The organism is Streptomyces sp. Alt3 (genome assembly GCF_030719215.1).
In the GTDB taxonomy this organism is placed as follows: domain Bacteria; phylum Actinomycetota; class Actinomycetes; order Streptomycetales; family Streptomycetaceae; genus Streptomyces; species Streptomyces glycanivorans.
This window is the reverse complement of record NZ_CP120983.1, coordinates 4,300,539-4,319,616: the sequence shown is the minus strand read 5'-3', so window position 1 is coordinate 4,319,616 and position 19,078 is coordinate 4,300,539. Positions and strand designations below refer to the sequence as shown.

Genomic DNA, 19,078 nt, shown 5'->3' with positions numbered 1-19,078 from the left:
CGTGGGATCGTTCTGTCACAAAATGCATCGAGACGGTCATACCGTCACGTCATCGACTCCGGGCAGGTGCAATGCGGAACGCGAGGCAGACTGCGGCACGAGGCGGACGGCGCCCCACCCCACGGAGGGCCGGCGCCTCACCGGCGGCCGCGGCGGCCGGGCGTCTCGCCCTGGCGGCGGACCGTGCCGCCGGAGCGCTGGGGACCATGACCATGAAGCGCACCCTGGACCTGGTGCTCGGCTCGGCGCTCCTGCTCCTGGCGACCCCGGCGCTCGCCCTGGGCGCCCTGACCCTGGCACTCCGCCCGCTCCTCCCCAGGAAGGGCGACAGGACGGGCGACAGGAACGGCGTACTGAGCCGCGAGATGCGGGTCGGTCTCGGCGGCCACCCCTTCGAACTGCGCTCGCTGCGCACCAGGCGGTTCCGGCTCGACCTGCTCTCCCGACTGCCCCACGTCGTACGGGGAGATCTCGCCCTCGTCGGCCCGGCGCCGCTCACCCCCGGGGAGACCGCCGCCCTCGGCGCCGCCGGGCGGTGGCGGCAGGGACTGCGGCCGGGGCTGACCGGCCTGGCCCAGGTCAGGGCACGCTCCAAAATGCCCTGGGACGAACCCGCCCTCCTGGACGCGCACTACGCAGAGCATCATGGGACAGGGCTCGACCTGGCGATCCTGGCGCACTCCGCGCACATCGCCCTCCAGGCGGCGGTACGCGGACTGCGGCTCCCGGGAAAGGCTCACCTGAGCGACACAGATCACCGACTGCCCGGCTACAGCGTGGCGGAATAAGTGGATAGTGTCAGCACAGACTGATTAAGTTACTGCTTAGTAATCGCTTGTACGCGCTGGATCCCACCCTCGCAGGCCCGAGGAGCCCCCAAATGCAACTCGCCGCGATCATCGTGTCGCTGGTTCTGATCGTGGTCGGCGTGGCACTTTTCGCCCGCGCCCTCCTGCAGATCTACACCTTCATGCGGCTCGGCCAGAACGTGCCCGCAGGCACCCGCACCGATGAGCCCGTGCAGCGCACCGTCACCGTGGCCAAGGAGTTCCTCGGCCACACCCGCATGAACCGCTGGGGCATCGTCGGTGTCGCGCACTGGTTCGTGGCGGTGGGCTTCTTCTCGCTGCTGCTGACGATCGTCAACGCCGTCGGCCAGCTCTTCCAGGCCGACTGGCTGCTGCCGATCGTCGGCGAGTGGGCGCCGTACAACGTCTTCGTCGAGTTCATCGGCACGATGACGGTGCTCGGCATCGCGGTCCTGATCGTGATCCGCCAGCTCAGCAGGCCGGACAAGCCCGGTCGCAAGTCCCGCTTCGCGGGCTCCAACTTCGGCCAGGCGTACTTCGTCGAGGCCGTCATCCTCATCGTCGGCGTCTGCATCTTCATGCTGCACGCCCTCGAAGGCGCCCAGCACCACGTGGACAGCTACGAGGCGTCGTTCTTCATCTCGTACCCGGTGGTCTCCTGGCTCGAGGGCATGGACGTCTCCACGCTCCAGAACCTCACCTACTTCTTCGCCGGGCTGAAGATCGCGACCTCCTTCATCTGGATGATCACGGTCGCCCTGAAGACCGACATGGGTGTCGCCTGGCACCGCTTCCTCGCCTTCCCGAACATCTGGTTCAAGCGGAACGCCGACGGCGCGGTCTCGCTCGGCGCGCTGCTGCCGATGACCTCGGGCGGCAAGGAGATCGACTGGGAGGACCCGGGCGAGGACGACACCTTCGGCGTCTCCCAGGTCGAGCAGTTCTCCTGGAAGGGCCTCCTCGACTTCTCGACGTGCACCGAGTGCGGTCGCTGCCAGTCGCAGTGCCCCGCCTGGAACACCGGCAAGCCGCTGTCCCCGAAGCTCCTGATCATGTCCCTGCGCGACCACGCGCACGCCAAGGCCCCGTACCTGCTGGCCGGCGGCGGCAAGGACATGGAGGGCAACGAGAAGGCCACCGAGGAGCAGCTCAAGGACGTTCCCGCGGCCGCCCTCGCGGAGGCCGAACGCCCCCTCATCGGCACCGCCGAGGAGAACGGCGTCATCGACCCGGACGTGCTGTGGTCCTGCACCACCTGCGGTGCGTGCGTGGAACAGTGCCCGGTCGACATCGAGCACATCGACCACATCGTCGACATGCGCCGCTACCAGGTGATGATCGAGTCCGCGTTCCCGTCCGAGGCGGGCACGATGCTCAAGAACCTGGAGAAGAAGGGCAACCCCTGGGGGCTCGCCAAGAAGCAGCGCGTCGAGTGGACCAAGGAGGTCGACTTCGAGGTCCCGATCGTGGGCAAGGACGTCGAGGACCTCGGCGAGATCGACTACCTGTACTGGGTCGGCTGCGCCGGCGCCCTCGAGGACCGTGCCAAGAAGACGACGAAGGCCTTCGCGGAGCTGCTCCACATCGCGGGCGTCAAGTTCGCGATCATGGGCGGCGACGAGAAGTGCACGGGTGACTCGGCCCGCCGCCTGGGCAACGAGCCGCTGTTCCAGCAGCTCGGCCAGGAGAACGTCGCGATGCTGAACATGGCGTTCGGCGAGGATGACGAGGACGACTCGACCAAGAAGGCGAAGTCCGCGAAGAAGATCGTCGCGACCTGCCCGCACTGCTTCAACACGATCGCGAACGAGTACCCGCAGCTCGGCGGCGAGTACGAGGTCATCCACCACACGCAGCTGCTCCAGCACCTGGTGGACGAGGGCAAGCTGATCCCGGTGACACCGGTCGAGGGTCTGATCACGTACCACGACCCCTGCTACCTGGGCCGTCACAACAAGATCTACACGCCCCCGCGCGAGATCATCGCGAAGGTTCCGGGTCTGCGGAACGAGGAGATGCACCGCCACAAGGAGCGCGGCTTCTGCTGCGGCGCCGGCGGTGCGCGGATGTGGATGGAGGAGCGGATCGGCAAGCGCATCAACAACGAGCGCGTCGACGAAGCCCTCTCCCTCAACCCGGACATCGTCTCCACGGCCTGCCCGTTCTGCCTCGTCATGCTGACCGACTCGGTCAACGGCAAGAAGAACGACGGCAAGGCGAAGGAGTCGGTGCAGGTCGTCGACGTGTCGCAGCTGCTCCTGGAGTCGGTGAAGACACCCGCCGACCCGGCGGGCGACGAGGAGCCGGCCGGGCAGCCGGAACCGGAACCCGTCCAGTAGCTGTCTCCCACCACGGAAGCGGCCGGACCTGCCTCGGGGGCAGGACCGGCCGCTCCGGTCTTTCAGGGAGCCGCTCCGGCCCTTCCCGGCCGCCACCAGCCGTCCCGGGAGGCCGTCGGCGTCCCTCCCGGGGTGGGGCAGACCCCCCAGGGTCCCCCTAGGGGATGTCACAGCTAGGCCGCAATGGGCCCTTGTTCCCCCGGCCCCCACACCGCACCCGCACGGACCAGGTACGTTCGACGTGTGGCTGGATTCAGGATCGGACGCGGCCGGGACAACCGCACACCGCAACAACACCCGCAGCAGCAACAGCCGTACGGCGCACCGGCATCACCGCCGCCGTACGGCGGGCAGTCGTGGCCTCCGGCAGGAGGTGGCGGCGCGCCGTACGGCGGCTCCCAGGGCGCTCCGTACGGCGGCGGGAACGGCGGCAACGGACACGGGGGTGGCAACGGACACACAGGCGGGCACGGCGAACCGGAGTACTTCGGCGACCCGCACCACCAGCCGTCGCAGCACGACCCGTACGCCAACGCCCCGGGTCACACCCAGGCGTTCAGCATCCACGAGGACCCGTACGGCGACGGGAACACCTACCAGGCCGGCCAGGCCCCCGCGCAGCCCTCGGGGCCCAGACTGCACTGGAAGCAGCTGCTGAGCGGCATCGTGCTGCGGCCGGGACCGACGTTCTGGCAGATGCGCGACTACCCCGTGTGGGGCACCGCGATCGCCGTCACGTTCATCTACGGACTGCTCGCGCTCTTCGGCTTCGACCAGGCGCGTGACGAGGCGATCCACGCGGAGGTCTCGACGGCCGCCCCGTACGTGATCTTCACCGGGGTCGGCTTCGTCATCGGCGGGCTGGTCCTCGGCGCCGTCACCCACACGCTGGCACGTCAGCTCGGCGGCACCGGCGCCTGGCAGCCGACCGTGGGCCTGTCGATGCTCATCATGTCGATCACCGACGCACCCCGCCTGGTCTTCGCCCTGTTCCTCGGCGGCGAGAACTCCCTGGTGCAGATCCTCGGCTGGATCACCTGGCTGGCGGCCGGAGCGCTCTTCACCTCCATGGTGAGCAAGTCTCACGACCTCCCGTGGCCGAAGGCCCTGGGCGCCTCGGCGATCCAGCTGATCGCACTGCTCTCGATCATCAAGCTCGGCACGATCTGACCCGACCAGGTCCGACGTGCGGAAGGGCCCCGGTGCACAGCACCGGGGCCCTTCCCGTGTCCGCGTCCGCACCCGCGGTCCACGGCCTGCGGTCGACGACTACGAGTCGAGGACCTGGCCGTCACGGCGCACGACGGGCTTCTCCACGCTCCACGGGAAGTTGATCCACCGATCGGTCTTCTTCCACACGTACTCGCACTTCACGAGCGACTGCGGCTTCTCGTAGATGACCGCGCTGCGCACCTCGGCCACGTGGTCGATGCAGAAGTCGCGGACCAGCTTCAGCGTCTTGCCGGTGTCGGCGACGTCATCGGCGATCAGGACCTTCTTCCGCGTGAAATCGATGGCGTTCGGGACGGGGGCCAGCATGACCGGCATTTCAAGCGTGGTCCCGACGCCGGTGTAGAACTCGACGTTCACCAGATGAATGTTCTTGCAGTCCAGGGCGTAGGCCAGACCGCCCGCGACGAACACCCCGCCGCGCGCGATGCTCAGCACGACGTCCGGCTCGAAGCCGTCGTCGGCCACCGCCTGTGCCAGCTCACGTACGGCGTGCCCGAAGGCCTCGTACGTCAGGTTCTCCCGCGCTTCACCAGCCATGCCGTATCACACCTGTGTCCGATGGAAATTCATGTAGGAACGCGAGGCGGTAGGCCCTCGCTGGCCCTGATAACGCGATCCGTAACGCTCGGATCCGTACGGGAATTCGGACGACGAGGACAGCCGGAACATGCACAGCTGCCCGATCTTCATTCCCGGCCAGAGCTTTATCGGCAACGTCGCCAGATTGGACAGCTCAAGTGTGACGTGTCCCGAGAAACCGGGGTCGATGAACCCGGCGGTGGAATGCGTCACCAGGCCGAGCCGCCCGAGCGAGCTCTTGCCCTCCAGCCGCGAGGCAAGGTCGTCGGGGAGCGAGATGACCTCGTACGTCGAGGCCAGGACGAACTCCCCCGGGTGGAGGATGAACGCCTCGTCACCGTCCGGCTCGACCTGACGGGTCAGGTCGACCTGCTCGACGGCAGGATCGATATGCGGATAGCGGTGGTTCTCGAACACCCGGAAGTAGCGGTCCAACCGCACATCGATGCTCGAGGGCTGCACCATCGACGCGTCGAACGGGTCAATGCGAACCCGCCCGGCATCGATCTCGGCCCGGAGGTCCTTATCTGAGAGAAGCACGCACCGAGGATACGCAGAACGCGCGAGTCGCCCCCAACCGGACCGCCCCGCGCGTCTGCGTCATTGCTCTAGCGCTCCTCGAACGCCACAGGAACAGCCTGCCGCAACCGAGCACAGCGCGGGCATCGGATCAGCCGCCCGGGCCCGATCCGCTGCGACCCGAGCTGCTGCATCGGGAACGACGACGCGGCGAAAACGTGCCCTTCGGCACAGCGGACGACGGTGCGCTCCATCGACTCCATCAAGTCCCTTCCCCAACCAGCTATGGACGAGACCGCCACATTAGGGGATGAACAGGACGCCACTCCAGGCGGCACTCCGCCCACCCACGCTACGCCCTCAACTCCCGCCACCCACACCCGCGTCCACCCCCGGCAACGACACGCAGACCCCACGGCGAACACGCCGGGGGTCTGCGATGGGGTACAGTGTGGGACGATGCACAGCCGATCATCGGCGCGCTTCGCGGGTGTAGTTTAATGGTAGAACATGAGCTTCCCAAGCTCAGAGCGCGAGTTCGATTCTCGTCACCCGCTCCATGACGAAGGCCCTGGTCGGAGACCAGGGCCTTGTTTGTTGTCTAGACCATTTTTAGGGCTCGTGCCATTCGCGTGCCATAACGACCCTTCCCATCTGCATCAATAGTGGATCTGTCACCCCTCAGGGCGAGCGCTCCACTACCGGGTCCCGCATCGCGAGATCCCTTCCAAGTGCCCTGCGTCACACCCATGGTGCGGACTGCTGCTCCTGCGCGATCAACGCCGCGCAGCCCGTGGGGCGGATGGTCCGGGCGGACGTGGCACCAGCGGGTGAACAGTCGCCCCACCACGCCCCGAGGCTGCAGCCGACTGTTGGCGGCGCACGTCGAGATCGATGTTGGCGGCGAGCCTGCGCTGATGCTCCTTGGTGGAGTGCTGATAGATCAGTTGCGCGCGCTCGGATGACTGGCCGGCTCGGACCATGAGGTCCTTGAGCTTGGCACCGGTGTCGGCCGCCAGCGTGTTGCCCGTGTGCCGCAGGTCGTAGAAGCGGAAGCCTTCGGGCAGCCTCACCTTGTCCCGGGCCCTGCGCCACTTGCGGCCGAACGTGGTGCCGCGCAGTACCGCCCCCCTCTCGCCGACGAAGACGAGCCCGTCCGGCCCCGGCTGGGCGAACCACTCCAGGTGCCGACGGACGTCCTCGTGGAGGAAGGACGGCAGCACGATCTCTCGTCGGCCCGCCCGGGACTTGGGAGCGCCGACCACGCGGTGACCTGTGTTGAGCTCCGGTGCAGCACGGCGAACCCAGAGCGTGCCGGCGTCAAGGTCCACGTCCCGGCGACGTAGCTCGGCGAGTTCCTCGGGCCGCATTGAGGCGAAGGCACCGAGCAGAACCATGAGGCGCCAGCGCAGACCGATCACCTCCGCCGCGGCGAAGACCTGCTCGACCGTCGCCACGGGGCGCTCGTCGGCGTCCTCGCGACCTGCCCCACGGATACGGCAGGGGTTCTTGCGCAGCATGTCGTCCTCGACTGCGGTCTCCATCACGGCCTTGAGGAGCCGGTACGACTTGGCCACCGTGGTGGCACCGGTGGCGGACAACCGCTCCGCCCGCCAGGCTCTGACCCGAGCGGGGCTGATCATGTTGACGTTCATCTCGCCGAACGTCGGCTCCAGGTGGAGCCGGAACAGCCGGCGGTACAACTCAGCAGTGGTCGGGGCGAGGCCGCGCTCAGCGATCCAGCGCGTGGTGTAGTCGGCGAACGAGACCTCGCCGGCGGTCGGGTCGAGCCAGTCGCCCCGCATCTGGTCCGCTTGGACCTGGACGAGGAACGCCTCTGCATCGCGCCTGGTCTCGAAGGTTTCCGGTGCGGGCCGCAGGGTGTCATCGGCCGTGCTGGGGTAGCGGGCCTGATATCGCCCCGAGGGCAGTTGTCGTATCGCTCCGAACGTGCGGCGCGGAGCCTTCTGACGCGGACGGGCCATCAGGCCGCAGCCCTGAACCCGGAGCGGCGAGTACGGACCGGCTCGACCGTACGCGCCTCTACGTAAGCGTCCAGCGCGGTGTCGGAGATGCGGACGTGCTTGCCGACCTTGACGTACCGGATGCGGCGCTCGGAGACGAGGCGACGGATGAATCGCTCACCGACACCGAGACGTTCGGCTGCCTCGGCCACGCCGAGAAGGCGATCAGCCATTCGAGACCGCCTCCTCCCAGGTGTCGACGAGCCATGGGGTAGTGATCACTGCGGGTCGGGGCAAGGGTGTTCCTTCTACGAGGCGGCGGGTCAACAACCGATGCGCCCATGCGAGGGCACGCCCGCTGAGGCAGGCGTACGAGCATCGCGACCGCGTCGAGCTATCGCGCTGCCCCCGCTGGGACTATTTCGGCGTCCCGTAGTGATACCTCTGCATCGCCGGTTTGGTTAACCGGCGATGTGCGTCTATGTTGCCTCGACTCCCAGCAGATTTCGGGAGTACCGGAGTTGGGGATCCGGCCCACATTTTGCTGACCTGAAGCCAAAGGCGGATCGGTCACGGGCACCACCGGCACGAACTTCTTGGTGAACGGCCGATTCGGGTCTATCGTTTTTGGACCGCGTTCCACCGGCGTTCGCCGTCGGCTGCTCCCTTTGTGCGAAGTAACCCTGGACTTGCGCGAGGCGATGTGGCTTCCTTCTTGGTCCAGTCGCTGAAATGAAGGCCGCCCGGATCGGCCTTCGGTGCGCCAGCTCCGTTCGACGGCAGCACCGCCGTCGCGCGATTCGCAGCCACCGCCGCCACCCCCTGCTTCGAGGAGCCGCCGAACCATGAGCCACGATGCCCGCGTCTGGGTATGGGACCACAGCCTCAGTAAAGGCACTGCCCGCATGGTCCTCACCTTGATCGCCGATCGCTGCATCGACCACACCTGCACGGCCTACGCCTCCGTCCCAGCCCTGATGCGCCGCGCGAACGCGTCGCGAAGCGCCGTTCGGGACGCGCTGGACAAACTGGTCGCCAGCGGCGAGATAGTCCGCCTCGACGGACGCAAAGGGCCTCGCGGAGAAACGTATTACCGCCTCCCCGAAGCCGCCCGTTTCATGACCGCGGACGGTGGAAACCCGCCCCATCAAGGGGGCCTGATTCCAACCCCCGAGGTAGCGGAATCCGATACCTCCGGCAGCAATGCGGTCGGGGCGGAATCCGACCCCGGGGTACAGAATCCAACCCCGGGAGGTGCCGGAATCCGGCACCTCGGGGGAACGGAATCTGACCCCCAGAACAGAAGTGAACCAATAGGAACCAGTAGGTACAGCAGCAGTGCACCCATCCCCGCCTCTCAATGGCAGATCGACGCAGGCAGCGAATCCTGGCTGCGGAGCGAGGGGCACCTCGCCCGCCTCGGCGAGGAGGGCGTACGAGTGGCGGATGACAAGTGGCGGGCCTTCCGGGCCGACGGGTCTCCGCGCTCGGGTGCCGCGTGGGGTGCCGACTGGCGAGCATGGATCACTCGCGAGCGGAGCCCCGCCCCAGTAGCGCGCCACTCAGCCGCCAGCCCCAGTGGCGGGTCAGCGAGCGCCAAGATGACCCGGCCGGAGGCGCACCTGGCAGCTCTGCTGGCGGCCCTCGATGAACCGGTCCCGACGGTGTAGCGCCCTCGCCTGTACGGCCGGTCCGCGAAGTGCGGGGACAACGGGGACCGGTCCCCGCACAGCTCGGTCTTCTGGGGACGGTCCCCCTGACGGGCAGTCGGGGACCGGTCCCCGACTCAGGTGGGGACCGGTCCCCACCAAGCTCCTTCTCGTCCCCTGCCTCTTCGGGGACCGGTCCCCGAAGAGGCAGGGAAACCGCAGGTCAGTGCGGCCCGTCTACGCCATACGGTCGGCCCCCGAGCTCACGCCTCAGAGCTCCGAGCTGCGGGACCAAGCCAGCGGGGACCGGCAGCCGACTCAGTCGGTCCCCACCGCGTGTGCAACGACCGTGCCCAGGTCCCTCGTACCGACATCGCTCTTCATGCCGATGGCGTCCGAGACGCGCGGTGAACTCGGCAGCGGCCAAATCGAGATCAATGACGTGGTCCATGCAGCAATCCGTCCCGGTGGCCCCTCACCCACGAAGGCCCTGACCGAGTCCTGGCCAACGCAACCGTCCAGGGCCGAACACCGGTCAACGTACGACCCCCAACTCCCACTTCGGAAAGAGACCCATGCACGGCGCGCAGCACGAACCCCCCAGCAGACCGCGACGGCAGATAACACGCCCCCAGGCACCAGGCGGAGCAAGGTATGACGTTGGACCGTCCAAGGGCCGGTCCCACGCAGTGCCCGCCCCAGGGGTGGCGGGGATACCTGGGAGCGAGGGCGCTCCCAGGACGAACGACGGCGTGGTGCGGGCCACTGAAGAGGCCGCGCTCCACCGGGTCGCCAGCCGTCGTGCGCGCCAGGGCGTCCAGCGCACCGAGCGGGTCGATGTCCGCTACAGCGCGGAGGAGAAGATCGAGATCAAGGCCGAGGCACATCGGCTCGGGCTGGCCGGCGCTCACTTCGTCGGGGCCCTGGTCATGGCCCACCTCCACGGCGACTACGCGTTGCCCGACCGGCGCACTGTGACGGACGACTTGATAGACGAGCTGGCCGCGCTGCGTACGCAGGTCGCGCGGATCGGTACGAACGTCAACCAGATCGCCCACCGCCTCAACGCGGGAGGCGATCCACACCCTGGGGACAAGACGGTGCTGACGGAGGCCGCGCGGGTTCTGGTCTTGGCCCGCCAGGCAGCCACAACGATCGACATCGCCGCCGACGTGGCCGCCACACAGCACCGGGCCATCTGATTGATCGCGAACATCGTCAAGCCCGGCCACAAGACCCGCGGCGTCCTGAACTACCTCTACGGACCCGGCCGTGCCAACGAGCACACCGACCCTCACCTCATCGCCTCGTGGGACGGCTTCGCCCCCGACCCCGGCCGTGACTCGGAGGCCACCCTCGCCCAACTCACCACAGCCCTCGACCTACGCGTAAAGCAGGCCAGGGACAAGGCGCCGAAGGAACATGTGTGGCACTGCTCGGTCCGGGCCGCACCCGAGGACCGGGCCCTGTCGGACGAGGAGTGGGCCACCATCGCCCGCCGCGTACTCAACGCCGCCGGCATCGCTCCGGACGGCGACCCCGACGCCTGCCGGTGGGTCGCCGTACGCCACGCCGAAGACCACATCCACATCGTCGCCACCAAGGTCCGAGGCGACCTCCGCCCAGCACGGAACTGGAACGACTTCTTGCGCGCTGACAAGGAACTCGTGGCTATCGAGAAGGAATACGGGCTCCGCCAGGTTCCGCGCGGAGACCACACCGCCGCCAAACGCCCCACCCGCGCCGAGCAGGAGAAGGCGCGCCGCACGGGCAATGCCCGCACCTCCCGCGAGCACCTGCGCACCATCGTCCGCACAGCGGTCTCGGCGGCCACGACCGCAGCGGAGCTCTTCCAGATCATCGAGGGGACCGGTGCCCTCGTCGACGTTCAGTACTTCCCGTCCGGCGACGTCCGCGGCTACAAGGTCGCACTCAGCCATGACACCAACGCCCAGGGCGAGCCGGTGTGGTTCTCCGGCTCCACCCTCGCCCCCGACCTCTCCTATCCCAAGATCGCCGAACGCCTGACAGCCACCGAGACAAAACTGACGGAGCAGACTGGCACCACAGCCTGGCGGCGGTTCGCCGTCGCCGTCGACCAGACCCCTGACCACCTCGCCCACGACGAGGACGAGGCAGGACAGGCCCACATCACCGTCCTCGCCGAGGCCCTCGACGCACTCCCTCTGGTAGCCCCTGTCGGCCTCCGGCCACAGCTCGTCCAAGCCGCCACCGTCTTCGAGCGCGCCGCCCGATCTCGCATCCCCGCCCAGCACCAGCAGGCCCAGGCCACCCGCTGCGCGGTGAAGGCGGTCCTGCGCGAGCCCGCCCCGCAAGACGGGGCCCTCCTCACGATCGTCCTCGACGCCCTCCTGCTCGCGGTCATCGCCGCGCAGCACTGGCATCGCACCCGGCAACACCACCAGCAGGCTGAAGCCGCCCGCCAGACCGTCACGCACCTCCGCACTGCCTACCGGGCCACCGCCACCGAGCCCCTGACCACGCTTCGGCAGCGCGGGGGACGGCTGAATGAGACTCTGCGTCGCCGACAGGAAAACACACTGCGCCGGGCTCTTCCCGAGCTGGCCGAACAGATTCTCGCGGAGCCCGGCTGGCCGTCTCTCGCCGCCACCCTCGCGCGGGCTGAAGCCGTCGGCCACAAGCCCACCGCTCTCCTCACCCAAGCCACCGTCCGAAAGGAAACCGACACCGCCACCAGCCTCAGCGAAGTCCTCACCTGGCGCCTCCACCGCCTCGCCGACCTGACCGCTGGCACCACCAGCAGCGCCCCGGCATCCCCGTCGGCCGCCTACCGCCCGATCAACACCCGCTTGCAGCGCCGCACGCGCTGAACCTCACCCCGAGGAGCCCACTCTGGCTCGCCGCCTGTGAGAGGTCTGGGCCAGAGGAACGCAGCCATCAGCCGGTCGAGGCAAGTTCAACCACGCCTGCGCCGTTCCCTGAGGGAACGGCGCAGGCGTTCACTCAGGGAACGCCTGCCTTGTTCCTTCAGGGAACAGACAGCTCCCGGGCAGGGAGCACAGACTCCAGCACCCATGCTCAATGGCCCAGCATCTCCTCCACGCGCCACGACCTCCTCGGGGCACGCCAGTGACGAATGGGCAACAGAAACGCCGAGCACCAAAGCAGTTGTGCAAAATCTTTGACATCAACTAAAGTCAAAGCCGAACTGGAATGCTTCGATGCGTAGTCCGACCCGAGGAGTCGTCCGCATGAGTATGCCTTCGTCACTGTGGACGACCGACGTGTTCGGCGAGCAAGCAGCAGATACACGCTGCCGCGTCGGGCAGGGCCTTCGCAACATGCAGGCCAACGCACAGGCCGCGCAGGAACAAGCCGGCTCCCGCACCACCCGCGTCTACGGCACCAGCCGGTACGAGAACCAGTACGAGCGGCTTCAGGACGAACTGAAGCAGGTTCCTGGCGCCCGCGCGGTCAAGCCATTCGGCTTCTCGTACGAGCTGATGCTTATCGGCAAGGGGCTGATCTACCCGTTCCGGTACTCCAACACCAAGTCGGACGTACGTAGCGCACGCATCCCCAGCCGGTCCCGGCTGGTGCGGGAACTCTTCACGTTCGCACCGCCGCCGAAGCACACTCAGGTTCCGTTCGACCTCGACTTCGGGCCGGCCGTCCCGATCGCCGAGCCGCGCGGCGCTCTGGCGACAGTCCCGGAGGGCACCCAGCTGGTTCTGGTTCCCTTCGCCTGCAACGCCTCCGAGCTCCTTGAGGCGTACTGGGGCATCGCGGCGCTCGGGATGAACCGGCAGCTGGAGTGGGCAACCGATCCGGAGCCGCTCCACCTGCCTCAGGAGGTCACCTCGTACACGCTGCGCCCGATCAGCATTCCGGGCCAGGTCACGGCACACACCGGCTTCGCCGAAGGACTCGAACCCACCCTTACGCTGTCCTCTCGTACCGCCTCGGACCAAGCCCTGCAGGTACCCGTGCAGACCGAGGCAGAACCCATTGAGGACCAGAGCAGCGAAGACGATGCGACCCACTAAGCAAGACCTCATTCCCGGTACGGAAGAACGAGGCGTCACGCCCCGCGCCGTCTACGACCTCTTCGATCCCACCCGGGTGACGCAAGCTCGCCGTCTGGCGGAGATGACGAAGAAGGACGTGGCGGCCGGGCTCGGGGTGACGCCTGCAGCCGTGGGGCAGTACGAGACAGGGGTGTCGAAGCCACGACCTGACTTGATCCCCCGGCTCGCAGAGGTCCTCGGGGTTCCCGTGACGTTCTTCCTGCTGGGGAGGCCGGCTAATCGGCTTGACGCTTCCATGGCGCATTTCCGAAGCCTGCGCAGCACACCGAAGTCCCAGCGGGAACGTGCGCTCGCGTTCGCCGAGCAGGTCTGGGAGCTCACGTACGCGCTGGAACAGCGGGTTCAGTTGCCTCTCGTCGATCTGCCCGGATTCGCCGGCGGGGAGGTCCATCCTGGCGAAGAGCTGTCCACCGACCCCGCTTCCGCTGCCCGTGAGCTCCGCGAGCGCTGGCGCCTCGGCGACGGCCCTGTCACGCATCTGGTGAGGCGGATGGAGGCCCACGGGATCGTGGTGGTTATGCCGCCTGCCAGCGATCCCTCCGCCGCGAGCGTGGACGCCTTCTCCACCCGCGCAGCACGGCCACTCGTCGTTCTGACCGCCGCCCGGGCCGACGACATCTACCGGCACAGGTTCACAGCTGCCCATGAGCTCGGCCACCTCGTGCTTCACGCCGATGCCACCGGTGACAGCCGTCAGGAGAAGCAGGCTGATGCCTTCGCCGCCGAGTTCCTGACCCCCCAGGACAGCATCCTGTCGTTCCTGCCTCGGCGAATGGATCTTGCACGCCTGGCCGAGCTCAGGGGGGTCTGGGGAGTCTCCCTCCATTCGCTCGTCTACCGATGCCGCGAGCTGGGGCTGATCTCCGACGCGACCGCCAGCCGGACGTACCAGCGTCTACGCGCTCTCGACGGCCAGCCGGGCTTCACCGCCGAATCCGTCTCGAACTTCCCTGGTGAACGGCCTTCGCTGCTTGGCCGGGCCTTCGAGCTGGCTGCCAGCGAAGCTGGCCTATCGATCTCCCGACTGGCTCATGAGCTGGCGTGGACAAGCGAGAGGGTGCAGAACCTGCTGGACGTTCAGGAACAGAAGCCGGTGCTCCGGCTGGTCCAGTAGCAGCGCCGCTCGGCTTGAGGAGACGCGGGCGGGGCTCGGCTCCCGTTACTACGCCCAGGACGTGCGAAATCAAGGCGCGACGTTAAGCCCGGAGCGCGTACGGACGCCATCAGGGCCGACTCATCTCAGAGTCGGCCCTGATGGCGTGCTGACGTACTCAGAGGTTCAGAGCGATGCCTCGACTCCGAGGCTTCCCGCATTGATGGCTCCCCATAGGACGTGGGTGATCTCCTCGGGCTTGAGGTCGATACCGTCGAGCCCCTCCGTGGTCAACGGAATCTCCTCTAGCGCGTACTCGCCGCGGCCTTCGGCGCTGAACTCGGGACCGGTGCGATCGTCGAAGGACCAGGTCGCGATGCGCGCGAGGTAGAAGAGCTGCCGCTCATCGTCGGACTCCATCGTGTGGAGGAGGCGGATGATGTCGGCCTTCCCCGCGATCTCCTCGTGGATCTCCCGATGGAGGGCCGCCTCCCGGGACTCGTCGCTGGGTTCGACGCCGCCGCCGGGCAGGACCCAGTATTCGGGGATGCCGGGCCGGGTACGGCGGATGACCAGCATCGTGTCGTCTGCGGTGACGAGGACGGCGCGGACTCGTTCCATCATTTCGGTTTGTCTCCTTGCTTGTTGGTGGTCTCAGTGCAGCAGCCAGCCGCCGTCGACGTGGACGGACTGCCCCGTGATGAACGAGGCGGAGGGGCCCACGAGAAACGCCACCAGGGCCGCGACATCCTCAGGCCGGCCACGGCGCGGGACACACTGGCGCTTGATTTGGTCTTCCGGCCGCGCGCGGTGCTGGGCGGGGAGGGTGTTCTCGGCCTCGACCTGGATGGCCCCGGGCATGACGGTGTTGACGCAGATTCCGTACGGGCCCAGTTCGCGGGCGAGAGAGCGGGTAAGCCCCAGCAGCCCGGCCTTCGCGGTGCTGTACGCGACGAGGTTCGTCCGGCCGGCGCGGGCGTTGACACTGCCGATGTTCACGATCCGGCCCCAGCGGCGCTCGATCATGCCGGGGGTGAGCACGTGGCAGGTGCGGTAGTGAGCGGTGAGGTTCACGTCGAGGGAGTAGTTCCAAGCGGTCTCGTCGGTGTCATGCCAGGCGACGCGGGGGTAGGAACCAGCGTTGTTCACCAGGATGTCGACGGGTCCGATCTCGGCGCGGACGAGGCCGGCCATGGTCTGGACGCTGCCTGGATCAGTCAGGTCGGCGCTCACCGCGATCCCAGGGCTGCCCGCGCGCTCGAAGTCGGAGAGGAGGGCGTGGGCGTCGGGGTCCTGGCCGAGGTGGTTGACCGCCACGGTTGCTCCGGCGGTGGCGAGCGCCCGTCCGATCTGGGCCCCGATGCCGGTGGCCCCGCCGGTGACCAGGGCGATGCGGCCCTGGAGCGGCCGGGTCTGGAGAGGAGTCTCAAGCAGGGGCAGGGACATTGCTGCTCCGTTCGCCGGGGTGGAGGTGCGGGGCCGGTGCGGTGGTGAAGAAGGTGTCGAGCGTCGTGTGCGGGTCCTGGCTCTCGGCGAGTTTGATCAGGACGAGCAGAAGGTCGTGCCCGGTCAGCCGGGAGGGCGGGATGACTCCGAGAACGCGCAGGGCGAGAAAGGCACGGATCTCCTCCAGGCCGCTGCCGTTCTCCATGCGAAGGCCGTCCAGGACACGGGTGATGGCCGCAGCGCGGCCGGGGCCGGTGTTCCAGGAGTATCGGACATCGATGTGCCGACTGGGCCGGTGCAGTTCCAGGTGCTCGATGCGCGGGCGGGTCAGGGGCGGCAGGGCGAGGCGGAGGGTGCGGGCGTACACATCGGGCTGGTAGCGGGGAACGAGCCAGCCGCCCAGGGCCATCAGGTACCAGAGCAGGTTGGCGGCCTCGCCCGCGATGGTGTTGCGCCCGGCGAACTCGAAGTCGAGCCAGCACAGCGGGTCGGCGATGTTGGGCTCCGTGGGATCGCCCTGTGTGAGGACGGCGAGCCTGCGGCGATCGGGAGCCAGGGCAAGGCGGACGTTGTCGATGGTGTCGGCGACGTTCAACGTCAGCGGTATGCCGTTGGCAGTGAGGGTGAAGCCAGCCAGTTCCCGGAGGCTGAGGGTCGTATCGGTGTGGGGCAGGGCAAGTGACAAGTCGCGACGCAGATACCAGCGGTCGAGTCGGCTACCGGGGCGAATGCGTTCGAGGTAGAGGTCCGGGACGCACTCGACCAACGGCACGCTCCTCCCGGTTTCCTCAGCCGCTGCTCGCAGGTCGGCGCAGACCCCGTCCACGAGGCGGGCCAGACGGGGCTGGACGGCCGAATCGCGGTCGGCGAGGGCGATCACATCGCCCATCAACAGTTCGCACCGGCCGTTGGCGAAAACGTCCTCGTAGGCTAGGAGTTGTCTGTCCGGTAACGCGATCTGCCCGTGAAGGGCCGGAACCGCGATGCGGGAGGAGAGCTGTGCCCATCCCTTCGCCTCGACTTCGGCCCGCTCCCGGTTCGCTACCGGCCTATGGAAGACACCCGTTGCTGCCATGGGCCGTCGGACGTTCGCGCTCACCGCGTCTCCCCGGGGAGGGTGTCCAGCCAAGCCTGGAGAACGAGGAGTGCGAGCGCTTCGGCAGCGAGCGGCTCGGTGCGAGCGGTGGTGATCAGGCTCGTGTCCTGCCGCGTGGCGTCGAGGAGGACGGTGAGGGCGTCGCTGTCGGAGGGGCACTCGATCCCACCGAAACGGAGCTGAATCTTCGCGAGCAGCGCAGTGACCTTGTACAGGGCGCGGAGGTCAGGACTCCCCTTGAGGAACTGGCGGCGGATCTCGATGGCGGCCTGGATGCCGTCGCGGAGGCTTACAGCGACGTCGGTGGCCGCGTCCGGAGTGGGCAGAGCCAGGCCAGGGGTGGACCACAAGGGGACCAGCGACCCGCTGCCGATGAGAGCGAGGACGTGAAGCAGTCGAGAGGTGATGGCGCCGGCCCGGCACTCGGCGCGGGTCAGTACGGTCATGCCCAGCTTGACACCGCCGAGCTCGGTCTCCAGATCCGCGAGGATCTGGCGCATCTCGTCGAGGGAGGAGGTGTCGGCCACGACCAGGACGTCGAGGTCGCTCCAGCCGTGCTGGTACTTGCCACGGGCTCCGCTTCCGGTGACGGCGAGCAGGTCGATCAGCGGGCGCAGGCCGGTGGTCCGGTCAAGAAATTCCGCCAGGTAGGACTCCAGGTGCACGGGGAGTCCGAGTGCGTTGACCGGCATGGTGGAGGGCTGGTGCTCTGGCCAGCGGCGGTTGAGCGCGATGCGGTCCAGCCGCCGCTCCAGCTCCAGGCGCGGCCCGTCGTTGCCGATGACCTCGTGGGCGATGGAGACGATCTTGTCCGCGCCTCGTGCGCTCTTGACGAGGTCGCGGTCGGCTACGTCCTGGGCCCCGGCGGTGCCCCGCCGGGTGCGCGTGGCCTCGGAGGCGTCCAGGTAGGCGATGGTGAGGTGAGGTCCGAGCATCCGGGCGAGTTCGGTGGTCGAGTCGAAGTCGTGCAGCGACTCGATACTGACGGAGTCGAGGAAATGGTGGGCCTGGCAGAAGCGGTCCAGCGCGTCCACGATTAGCTCGGCCTGCACGACCGATCCCAGCCGGTACGGGTCGTGAATCCCCGCCCGCCCGGCCGCGTCCTCAATGAGGTACCCGATCTTGAGGCGGGCGTGGCCGTGCTGTGTGCGCAGGTACTCGCCGGCCGTGCTCTTGCCGCTCTCCGACATGCCGCCCAGCGCGGTGACGTGCACTCCTGCCAGAGCCCTGCCGGGCACGTCCGGGTGCAGGGGTGCCAGGCGCCGGCGCACCTCGTCCTGGATGGCGACGGTCGGCCGATTGCTGATGCGGATCGCCATCGGGAAGCGTCCCTCGACGACGAGGCGGTGGATCTGCTCATGGAGGTGACGTTGGTACGCCGCGTAGATGTCGGTGACGGTCACCTCGTGAGCCAGGCTCCGGCGGGTACCTTCCTCCGGGTCGTCGCAGTGCAGGAGGACGAGGGCGTGCTCGCTCTCCTCAGCGGCTCGCAGGTCGGTCTCGTACGGCGCAAGCAGGAGTCGGGCTCGGTCTGCGGCCTGCGCGGCGTCCAGGTCGTCTCGTACAGCGACCGTCGCGGCGACGGAAGCCTCCAGCATCGGGATACCCCGGTCCAGCAGGCGCACCGGCGCGGAGAAGGGGTGCCGGGAGCGTTCCAGATAGGAGGTGGCGAGGACGTCGGCGACCTCCTCGACCGGGCCGGTCTCGAACCACCAGCGGGCCATGCCGTCGGCCTTGATGGCGGTCCAGCGGGGGTCATAGTGGTCGAGCGGGCCTGCTGAGGTCGCGGCCGGGCCCATGCGCCGGGCAAGGATACCGATCTGTTTGGTCTTCCCCGTGTTGTCGGGGCCGCTGAACGCGACCGACACGGGGAGGGGATACGTGTCGCTGTTGTACGGACTGGACATCGGCTTCCCTTCACTGATGATGCGGAGTGGGTACGCCTGCAGGGCGCCGTGAGCACCCTGCGGCCACAACTCGATGGGTCTCGGACCTCGCGCCCCGGTCGAGAGGCAAGGACGGGCCGGAACGCCTACACGGGGCCGTCGGCCAACGGACCGTCCTCGCCGCTGAGCGTCGGCTGCGCCAACGGGATCTGTGCGGAGGAATGCTCGGTGTGGGCCAGAAGTCCGACCACGGCGAGCCCTGCAGCCGTGCCCAGCGCCCACACCCAGCTCAGTGCGGTCTCCAGCGGGTCGCGGCTCATCGGACCGCCTGTAGGAGGGCGGAGCCTTGTGCCGCACTGGTCCGGGGCGAGAGCGGCATCGTGCGGGTCCGTGCA

Annotated in this window: 16 protein-coding genes and 1 tRNA gene; 8 read left to right on the top strand and 9 right to left on the bottom strand. The window is 68.1% G+C overall.

Annotated features, from left to right (window positions below):
- Window positions 1-71 precede the first annotated feature (71 nt).
- The 3 genes from P8A20_RS19030 (at window position 72) to P8A20_RS19020 (ending at window position 4,318) form a co-directional block, all read left to right on the top strand.
- Entirely contained in the window at window positions 72-788 is a 717-nt protein-coding gene (locus P8A20_RS19030; protein WP_147958704.1) for a sugar transferase, read from the top strand.
- A gap of 92 nt (window positions 789-880) precedes the next feature.
- On the top strand, window positions 881-3,148 hold the full coding sequence (locus tag P8A20_RS19025) for a (Fe-S)-binding protein (RefSeq protein ID WP_306103911.1): 2,268 nt from the start codon (window positions 881-883) through the stop codon (window positions 3,146-3,148).
- Between the two features lie 243 nt (window positions 3,149-3,391).
- Complete coding sequence (locus P8A20_RS19020) at window positions 3,392-4,318, top strand: Yip1 family protein (RefSeq protein WP_147958702.1); 927 nt, start codon at window positions 3,392-3,394, stop codon at window positions 4,316-4,318.
- 99 nt (window positions 4,319-4,417) lie between these two features.
- Here the strand turns inward: P8A20_RS19020 and P8A20_RS19015 are convergent, their stop codons facing one another.
- Window positions 4,418-4,918: a phosphoribosyltransferase gene (locus P8A20_RS19015; RefSeq protein WP_147958701.1), complete on the bottom strand. Its 501-nt coding sequence runs from the start codon at window positions 4,916-4,918 to the stop codon at window positions 4,418-4,420.
- Window positions 4,919-4,924: 6 nt separating this feature from the next.
- Window positions 4,925-5,500, bottom strand: a complete 576-nt coding sequence (dcd, locus tag P8A20_RS19010; RefSeq protein WP_147958700.1) for a dCTP deaminase — start codon at window positions 5,498-5,500, stop codon at window positions 4,925-4,927.
- A 465-nt stretch (window positions 5,501-5,965) separates the two neighbouring features.
- Between dcd and P8A20_RS19005 the strand changes: the two genes are divergently transcribed.
- Window positions 5,966-6,039, top strand: a tRNA-Gly gene (locus P8A20_RS19005).
- Between the two features lie 216 nt (window positions 6,040-6,255).
- Here P8A20_RS19005 and P8A20_RS19000 read toward each other — a convergent pair.
- Both P8A20_RS19000 and P8A20_RS18995 read right to left on the bottom strand, forming a co-directional pair.
- A complete protein-coding gene (locus P8A20_RS19000) occupies window positions 6,256-7,464 on the bottom strand; it encodes a tyrosine-type recombinase/integrase (protein ID WP_187282098.1) in 1,209 nt (402 codons plus the stop codon).
- On the bottom strand, window positions 7,464-7,676 hold the full coding sequence (locus tag P8A20_RS18995) for an excisionase family DNA-binding protein (protein ID WP_124277751.1): 213 nt from the start codon (window positions 7,674-7,676) through the stop codon (window positions 7,464-7,466). The genes P8A20_RS19000 and P8A20_RS18995 overlap by 1 nt, the downstream gene beginning before the upstream one ends.
- 2,168 nt (window positions 7,677-9,844) lie before the next feature.
- Here P8A20_RS18995 and mobC point away from each other — a divergent pair.
- From mobC to P8A20_RS18970, 4 genes are all read left to right on the top strand, one after another.
- The gene (mobC, locus tag P8A20_RS18985) at window positions 9,845-10,294 is read left to right on the top strand and encodes a plasmid mobilization relaxosome protein MobC (RefSeq protein ID WP_306103910.1); all 450 of its coding nucleotides are present in this window, start codon (window positions 9,845-9,847) and stop codon (window positions 10,292-10,294) included.
- Window positions 10,295-11,944: a relaxase/mobilization nuclease domain-containing protein gene (locus P8A20_RS18980; protein WP_261988598.1), complete on the top strand. Its 1,650-nt coding sequence runs from the start codon at window positions 10,295-10,297 to the stop codon at window positions 11,942-11,944.
- 381 nt (window positions 11,945-12,325) lie between these two features.
- On the top strand, window positions 12,326-13,120 hold the full coding sequence (locus tag P8A20_RS18975; protein WP_306103909.1) for a hypothetical protein: 795 nt from the start codon (window positions 12,326-12,328) through the stop codon (window positions 13,118-13,120).
- Window positions 13,107-14,276, top strand: coding sequence for a helix-turn-helix domain-containing protein (locus tag P8A20_RS18970; protein ID WP_147958694.1), 1,170 nt, complete (start codon window positions 13,107-13,109; stop codon window positions 14,274-14,276). Before P8A20_RS18975 ends, P8A20_RS18970 begins: the two co-directional genes overlap by 14 nt.
- Window positions 14,277-14,441: 165 nt before the next feature.
- On the opposite strand, the gene P8A20_RS18965 is transcribed toward P8A20_RS18970, so the two are convergent.
- The 5 genes from P8A20_RS18965 to P8A20_RS18945 all read right to left on the bottom strand — a co-directional run bounded on the left by P8A20_RS18965 (window position 14,442) and on the right by P8A20_RS18945 (window position 19,003).
- Window positions 14,442-14,879, bottom strand: coding sequence for an NUDIX hydrolase (locus P8A20_RS18965; RefSeq protein ID WP_147958693.1), 438 nt, complete (start codon window positions 14,877-14,879; stop codon window positions 14,442-14,444).
- A gap of 30 nt (window positions 14,880-14,909) precedes the next feature.
- A complete protein-coding gene (locus P8A20_RS18960) occupies window positions 14,910-15,701 on the bottom strand; it encodes an SDR family NAD(P)-dependent oxidoreductase (protein WP_147958692.1) in 792 nt (263 codons plus the stop codon).
- Window positions 15,682-16,590, bottom strand: coding sequence for a hypothetical protein (locus tag P8A20_RS18955; protein ID WP_147958691.1), 909 nt, complete (start codon window positions 16,588-16,590; stop codon window positions 15,682-15,684). Before P8A20_RS18955 ends, P8A20_RS18960 begins: the two co-directional genes overlap by 20 nt.
- A gap of 206 nt (window positions 16,591-16,796) precedes the next feature.
- A complete protein-coding gene (locus P8A20_RS18950) occupies window positions 16,797-18,704 on the bottom strand; it encodes a nucleotidyltransferase domain-containing protein (RefSeq protein ID WP_147958690.1) in 1,908 nt (635 codons plus the stop codon).
- Window positions 18,705-18,829: 125 nt separating this feature from the next.
- Window positions 18,830-19,003 (bottom strand): hypothetical protein, encoded by a 174-nt coding sequence (locus tag P8A20_RS18945; protein WP_187282097.1) that lies wholly within the window; start codon window positions 19,001-19,003, stop codon window positions 18,830-18,832.
- Window positions 19,004-19,078: the final 75 nt, after the last annotated feature.